4 protein-coding genes and 1 pseudogene are annotated in these 7957 nt (G+C 34.5%); 3 read left to right on the top strand and 2 right to left on the bottom strand.

Annotated features, from left to right (window positions below):
• Positions 1 to 88 precede the first annotated feature (88 nt).
• Complete coding sequence (locus QUF99_RS01950; RefSeq protein ID WP_289368385.1) at positions 89 to 796, top strand: IS6 family transposase; 708 nt, start codon at positions 89 to 91, stop codon at positions 794 to 796.
• 104 nt (positions 797 to 900) lie between these two features.
• Here QUF99_RS01950 and QUF99_RS01945 read toward each other — a convergent pair whose 3' ends face one another.
• Positions 901 to 2562, bottom strand: a complete 1662-nt coding sequence (locus QUF99_RS01945) for a helix-turn-helix domain-containing protein (RefSeq protein ID WP_289368366.1) — start codon at positions 2560 to 2562, stop codon at positions 901 to 903.
• A gap of 528 nt (positions 2563 to 3090) precedes the next feature.
• On the opposite strand from QUF99_RS01945, the gene QUF99_RS01940 reads away from it, so the two are divergent.
• Positions 3091 to 3549 (top strand): NUDIX hydrolase, encoded by a 459-nt coding sequence (locus QUF99_RS01940; RefSeq protein ID WP_289368364.1) that lies wholly within the window; start codon positions 3091 to 3093, stop codon positions 3547 to 3549.
• Between the two features lie 1505 nt (positions 3550 to 5054).
• Positions 5055 to 6743: a hypothetical protein gene (locus QUF99_RS01935; RefSeq protein ID WP_289368363.1), complete on the top strand. Its 1689-nt coding sequence runs from the start codon at positions 5055 to 5057 to the stop codon at positions 6741 to 6743.
• 928 nt (positions 6744 to 7671) lie between these two features.
• Here QUF99_RS01935 and QUF99_RS01930 read toward each other — a convergent pair.
• Positions 7672 to 7935: pseudogene (locus QUF99_RS01930) on the bottom strand (transposase); the annotation flags it as partial.
• Positions 7936 to 7957: the final 22 nt, after the last annotated feature.

The following is a 7957-nucleotide window of genomic DNA, read 5'->3' as shown; positions in this document are numbered from 1 at the left end:
TCTGGTGCAAAAACTCCAAGATTCCTGCAAGCAATCTCCTAAACTTGGACATACTGATAGTATGACTCTAAAAAGGTGTGTGATCAGTATGGAAAAACAACATGTATTTAAGTGGAAACATTATCAGCCGGACATTATTTTGTTAACAGTAAGGTGGTACCTGCGGTACAATTTGAGCTTTCGTGATTTGGTGGAAATGATGGAAGAACGAGGATTATCCATGGCTCACACAACGATTATGCGCTGGGTTCATCAATATGGTCCTGAATTAGATGAAAGAGTACGGTGTCATCTTAAGCCAACAAATGACTCCTGGAGAGTTGATGAGACCTATATCAAGGTAAAAGGCCAATGGATGTACCTGTATCGTGCAGTGGATTCCGAAGGAAGCACCATTGATTTCTATTTAAGCAAAACAAGAGACAAACAGGCCGCAAAGCGCTTCTTAAAGAAAGCTTTGCGGTCTTTTCATGTCTCTAAGCCTCGTGTCATTACAGTTGATAAGAATCCTGCTTACCCTGTAGCGATAGAAGAGTTGAAGAAAGAAAAAAAGATGACAGTAGGCATCCAAATCAGGCAAATCAAATACCTCAATAACATAGTGGAACAAGATCACCGGTTTATTAAAAAGCGAGTTCGTTCTATGTTAGGATTAAAGTCCTTTTACACAACAAAGTCCATTATCTCTGGAATAGAGGCTATGCATATGGTTAAAAAAGGGCAACTTGTTTTACCGGGCAAGTCTGTCCAAAATCAAAAAGAAATTATTCATAAACTGTTTGGGTTAGCCTCATAAGCTAGAAATGTAGAGGGAATTGCTACTCTATATTTCTAACTAACATAGTTGCACCAGAACCCTTTCTTTCGCTATGATTGCATGTGAAAAACTTCGGTTTTTCACTACATCGTTTCGATTATCTTCTGTCTTTCATACCATTTTGTTAATTTTTCTTTCACGCTTTTGGATAGCCGTTTCATCTTTTGATTGCAGAATCTTGATAAAGTAGCAGGTGATAATCCGATTTCATCTGCAATTTCACGCATAGTTACATGTTTCTTTGTATGTGTGTACATGATTTTTTTTCTAATTATATGCTCCATTTCATCTGCACTATAAGACGTTGGTTCTTTTTCAGGTACATCAACTAATTTTTTCTTTACGAGATTTTCCGTATTATGCATCAGCTCTTCTGGTGGTAAAATGATAATCCCTAATTTTAAGTAATAATTTTTAAACCAGTTTCTTTTCCCCAAAATCGATTCATCCATTTCTTCGCTATACGCCCAATGTGAAATCACTTTTTCTTTTTCTAGATCCATTAGAACATTTTCTAATTGTTCACGAATACGATTTGAACGTCCATTTTGATCGATTCCCATAACTGCTAGTAGTCCCTTATCTCCGTCAATGGAATAAGGTCTTTGTAAATTACTATATCTTTGACGAATTCTCCATTGCCAAGTAAGGTAACGGATGAGCCTCTTATGGTATTTATGTCTATAGCTATTATACTCAAGAGCTTTTTTTGACAGTAATGCAGTCGTAGTACTTGAACCATATAGGTAACTTGATAAGAAACTTCCTGGCTTGATTCTGCAAGATTCAATACCCATATATTCATTCGTATTTTTGTCTCTCCAGAGAACAACAGAATCTAAAACAAATAGCCTTTTAATCACTTCACGTTTCACTTCAAAGCGTTCACCTGGTTCAGCACGATCGTTTAATACAACTACCTCATTATCATCATTTAGATAAATAAAGATACTTGCTAATGCTGCAATACGCTGCGCAATCTTTATTTTATCTTCTGCACGAAAGTATTCAATACCATTGGCAGTTGCTTTTGGAATATTACACATATCTAGCACTTGTTCATATGAGAAATCAATAAATTCATCAGGGGACTGTGCTTGATTTAACCATTGAATGGTAATGGAATCTAAACAGTCTGCTGTTAAGTCATCCATATTACTTATTACACCATCGACAAGTTTACTCCATCGTGATGCTTCATCCGTATTGATTAACCTGAGATCTTCATCTTTATGTGAAGAAAGTTGTGCTACACCATTTGCATTTTTCGCTTCTATTGGATATACCTTCATCTTTGTTGCTTCATCTTCTTCAAAGTTGTTCTTTGCGATTCCATCTCTTAGTTGATAATACATTGCAGAATTATTTACTTCAAAGTATTCATCATGCGGTACATCAACATTTAAACTCGGTTCGTTTATGGAAGAAATCTGTTTATCTATTACAGTTACACTTTCAAACTCTTGTTCGATAATTTTTCCTATGGAACGCTCGATCTCAACCTTATACTTTTCAAGGTTCGCATAGATTTGTAATAAAGATACACCTTGTTCCTGTTGCTGGCCGAGCCAAGAGACGAGGGCAGAGAAAGAAGGTGAAACGTTAGCTGAAGTTACAATCTTGTCATGATTCGCTTCTACTTCTTGATAATACGTGTTCCATTTAGACCACAGCTGCTTATTCTCTTGATAAATGGGGGCAGATAACAATAGTGCATCTCTAAACAGTTGAAGTACTTTTTCCATACTTTATATCAACCTCCTTAAAACAAACTACATTCATATTATGAAATGGTATAGCGGTATCCTGGCAGTATACGCAAAAAATGAAACGTTATCAGAATAATCAGTTCAATTCAGTCCTTGACATCAGCAGCTTTCTTACTGTTTAAAACCCAAATACCGAAAATAATCTCTATATTTCATTATATAAGACAGATTTTATTTGTAAAATTACAATCTTACACTAGGAAAGAGAAACACGAAACCCTATAGCTATATCTTGGTCACGTTTCACATTGTTCTATTTGTGTAGGAATTTCCGGTTCCTATGTCCTAAAAGGCATTTCATATACACAAGTTATGAAATCTTATAGCTGTGGCTTTGTAATTAAGTTTAATAAAAAACAGCTTGCTGATTACACTAAATCTCAAGCTGTTTTTATTTACCATTTTATGTACAATAAAATTAAGAATTTTTATTCAAGTAAAGGGCAGTCGATAATGAAAAGTGGTTCATCAGTACAAAAAAAATAAAGCGAGATGAAAAATTAAATGATTCAGAATGAGATTGTATTAGTTGTAAGTGTATCTATCGTCAGAGATAACCAAGTTTTGATGATAAAAGAAAATAAACCATCAGCAATTGATAAGTGGAATTTCCCTTCTGGAAGAATTGAAAAGAAGGAAGATATTTTACTTGCAGCTTGTAGAGAAGTAAAAGAAGAGACAGGTTTAGAAGTAAATCTCCAATATACAACAGGGGTATACAATTTTATTAGCGCTTCTAATGATCAAGTTATATTGTTTCATTTTAGAGGTGAAATAATTGGAGGTTCAATTAAACTCGAAGAAGATGAAATTGTAGATTATAAATGGATTCAGCTTTCAGAACTTATAAATATTGAAAATAAAGTACTACGTAACGCTGATGTAAACAAGCAAATAATAAATAATCTACTACATAATAATTTATATTCAATTTCTATCTTTAATAAACAACTTGTGAATTAATTTATTGTTCAATATGGGCTTTTGTGGAAAATGCGACAGTTGAATTAAATGCCATCAAATTATCAAACTTTATTTCAAAGCAACAATAGCGGTATCCTGGCAGGTTGCATCTACACCTTAAAACGTGGATGCTCCTTTAGCTTTTCAAAGCTAAACATCTTATAGCGGTATCCCGGCAGGTTGCATCTACACCTTAAAACGTGGATGCTCCTTTAGCTTTTCAAAGCTAAACATCTTATAGCGGTATCCCGGCAGGTTGCATCTACACCTTGAAACGTGGATGCTCCTTTAGCTTTTCAAAGCTAAACATCTTATAGCGGTATCCCGGCAGGTTGCATCTACACCTTGAAACGTGGATGCTCCTTTAGCTTTTCAAAGCTAAACATCTTATAGCGGTATCCTGGCAATTTGCATCTACACCTTGAAACGTGAATGCTCCTTTAACATTTCAAAGTGCAACATCTTATAGCGGTATCCTGGCAGGTTACAACTACACCTTGAAGCGTCGATGCTCCTTTAGTGTTTCAAAGCTAAACATCTTATAGCGGTATCCTGGCAATTTGCATCTACCCCCTGAAACGTGAATGCTCCTTTAATATTTCAAAGTGCAACATCCTTATAGCGGTATCCTGGCAGTTTACAACTACACCTTGGAACACCAATACTCTACTGGTGTTTCATAAATACACATCAGAAAAATCTTTCAACCCTATTAAATCCTTGATATAAAAGGATTTTCACTCAAAACACAATTTCAAAATGTAAAATCTTATAGCGGTATCCCGGTAGTTTACAACGCCATTTTGAAACGCCAATGCTCTATTAGCGTTTCAAAAATAAATATCCAAAAAAATTTCAAAACCCCGGTAAACCCTTGATATAAAAGGATTTTTACTCAAAACACGATTTCAAAGTGCAACATCTTATAGCGGTATCCCGGTAGAAACTTTTTTAATAAAAATGCTCCAATCCCTTATATATCAAGGGATTCATCCATTCGTTGCCTAAATCGTCATTTCACGAAACATGAAACGCTCTAGCGGTATCCTGGTAGTATATCGTTTCAAACATGAAACGCTTATAGCGGTATCCCGGTAGTAAGAATTTCAACGAATCTCTTACAAACGCTTATATACCAAGGGGTTTCTTGATTTCCATTAGAAATGGTTCGTTTCATAAAATATGAAACGTTATAGCGGTATCCCGGTAGTATAAAATTGATTAAAGTCTTAGAAATCCCATTATATCAACCTTTCAGACGTATTTTTCGATTTTTCGTTTCGTTTCATCATTAGAAAATGGCATAGCGGTATCGTGGTCATAAAAAAATTTTTACCAATCTCTGAATCCCTTGGGGCACAAGGGATTCAGACCCGTTTCATCGTTTCATCTTTTCTCTTAAAGAGCCACCTTTCAGCAAAATTCGATTTGATATAATCAAAAGTGATATTTTATATCCTATTTTGGTAGATATTACATTGAACAAATGAAAGGAGGTGAAAAAGATGGCGAAACCATTTGTTATTAAAAACAAACGCAGCTTAAACGGGGAACCAACTACTGCCGTGTTAGTTACAATTAAATCATGGCAAAAACTCGTTGAGGCTATGGAAGATAAGTACTATAGCTATAAAGATACCTATCTAGAGGATATTGTAAAGTCTATGTCATACGAAGAACGACTTGCAGATGAGGAACAGTTTGTTGAAAAAGCGAAGCCATCTTTTTCACTTCAAATGAAACATGCCTTTTCTAAAGCAAACGGGAGAAAACATAAACTTTATGGTATTACAAATGCAGATTTAGAAGTCTTTCTATTCTTACATAAAAAATGTAATACATTTGGTGTACTGTCTCATGTGTCGGTACACATGCTATGGGAAGACTATAAAAACTATAAAGAAGCATTTGCACATATTCATCATTCACAATTCTATATTGCTTTAAAAAAGCTAAGCCTTCATAACATCATCCAAATCGAAAATGAAATGGGTGGAAAACATAGAATTACATTAACTCACTTCATGAATGAAGAAACAAATAAAGCGAACCCTTATACCTTTATAAGCCCTGTCGTGTTTACTAAAGCATTTTTCGAACTGTCAGTAGCTGCTAAAAAGCTATTTATGGATGTTGCAATGCAACAGAAAAGAGAAACGACTTTAAAACGCTCGCTATATAAAACAGATGAACAAGGACAACAAACTCATTTTGGTGGTATGTATCGTTTCTTACATAAAAAGTTTCCACACCAAATACGTTCTGTCATGAGTGAATTAACACATACATTCTCTTGCACGGGATCTGCCTTATTTAAAATTTACAAGTTAGAAAAAGGCAAGAAGAACAAAAAACAGTATACAACACTGCATCTATCTGTTCATCCTGATTTTCTCTGTGAAAAAGAAGCAGGAGAAGCGTACCGTGATCCATTTACGCCAAGAGTTACATATGCACGTAAAACAAAGTTCATTGAGAATCTATTAAGTGAAATGAATATTGGTGAATTCACAAAAGATATGAATCAGTTTATTAATGTCCTTAAACATAGCTGTCATCGTCAAATTCGTCAGGTTATTCGTGGCCTACGCGATATGATTGATCGACAAGAAGGATATCCGAAAAAACTTGTTTATACATTACGTAAACTGTTAAATCAATCTTCTCAATATCGAGTACTGGATGCAGCTGCAAAAGAGGGTATTTATCCACTTATTACACATCATGTACCACAAGAAAAACAAGAACAAGCGATATTCGATTTTGGTATACATTTCTCTATGTACTCCATACGTAATGTGAAGAAGCTATTTCATAAAGCGTATGAGCTGCTTCATTCGAAATACGCTGTCCCAGTAACCGAAACAGCGTACCATCAAAATTACATGAAATATCAAGAAGAATCGTTATTTAGAAAATATGCCTTTGAGCAAGGTGTGCATATCCACGCATATATTGCGTTAGAAATCGAAATTCGTGAGTTGTTGAAAACGAAAGGGCATAAAGAGCGATTTATTCCTAGTGATATTCGAGAGCTGTTCCTTGAAAAAATAGATAGATTGCCGAAAGAAGATCTTCGTGTAATCGCAGTACCAGAAGACTTCGAACTGATTCGTTTTCTGCGCTCCTTAGAAGAATGTTACCGGAAAACGAAAGAAATTCCTTCTGTCGATCAACTACTTGTAGCAATGTAAGTATAGGCGCTCTCCTTTTTTGAAAAAATCAAAAAGGGAGGGCTATTCGTGTTGGCTTTGCTTCTTTCTCTTATTCATTCGGACAAAAAATTTGTTTCCTTTCCCTTTATTGATTCATAAAACACTCTGTTATTTATACATTTACATACAGGTTATGAGAGTTATGTATGCTAATCCACAGACTTTAGGTTCATTTTTCTGAATTTTCAAACGTAATTATGCTTTTATATCTACATATTATCATCAAGGTTTATTTATAATGCGTAGATATCTGGACAAATCAGACCTATTGTGAATAGAAATATAGCATAATTACCGGTAAAATCGGGTTTCACTTAGACATCCACTTAAAATCGTCAACATATCTGTTAATTATGTTCATTAAGTGCGTTTTGTTTATAAAGCTGTTTGGATTGTTGATGAAATGTGAATAGATTTTCACTCTTTGTGGAAATCTTGTTCATAACAGCATCCATTTATAGATGTATTCGTTATACATCTTTTTGCATTAAAGAACTTTTGAATTTATGTAGATATCATGTGTTACGTTTCTGATAAATTGTAGATTTGAAGTTTATAAAACCATACTTCACCATGCATGATTACGTTACAATAAAATGGAATTTATGATTTTGTACGGTATTTGTAACGTAAACCCCTTGTCTCTCAAGGGATTGCATACGTTTTATGTCATGTATAATAGGTTTATCTTTAATTCTTTTTAATATAAAGATTTATATTATATTAGGTTTTATTATTAGTTATATTTACTAGGAGTAAAAAGGTACCGTCAATAATTTTGTGTAAATAAAGAATTCCTTTTCTTGTAGGAGTTCTTTAATTTTTGTCTTGAAACATCGCTGTTAGTTCTGATCGAGCTTGATCGAAGCCTAAATGACAGCGAGTTGTGGAGCGCTTTTTGACCTATTTCCAGATTATTAGCACGATAAATGGATTTGAAGTCATCACAAATTTCAGCACGGTCACTCATACGTACTTTATGTAAGATATTACGTGAAATATGGACACAACACGCTTGGTATTGTGCTTTTGGATACACGGTAAAGATACTATCTGTTATGCCTTTTAAGCCGTCAGAGATGAATAAAAGGACTTCTTCTACACTACGTTCCTTTAGATCTTCAAGAAGTTCTTTCCAGATAAATGCTGATTCTGTTGGGGCAATCGTATAAATGTGATTTCAGGGAAAAAAA

The sequence above is a fragment of the Bacillus sp. DX4.1 genome (assembly GCF_030348195.1).
Classification (GTDB): Bacteria; Bacillota; Bacilli; order Bacillales; family Bacillaceae_G; genus Bacillus_A.
Note: the sequence above shows the minus strand (reverse complement) of the source record. Positions and strands in the feature narration are given on the sequence as shown.

Excerpts from the sequence above, each read along its gene's own strand:
- QUF99_RS01935 (WP_289368363.1), top strand. The coding sequence starts at position 5,055 with ATGGCGAAACCATTTGTTATTAAAAACAAACGCAGCTTAAACGGGGAA.
- QUF99_RS01940 (WP_289368364.1), top strand. The coding sequence starts at position 3,091 with ATGATTCAGAATGAGATTGTATTAGTTGTAAGTGTATCTATCGTCAGA.
- QUF99_RS01945 (WP_289368366.1), bottom strand. The coding sequence starts at position 2,562 with ATGGAAAAAGTACTTCAACTGTTTAGAGATGCACTATTGTTATCTGCC.
- QUF99_RS01950 (WP_289368385.1), top strand. The coding sequence starts at position 89 with ATGGAAAAACAACATGTATTTAAGTGGAAACATTATCAGCCGGACATT.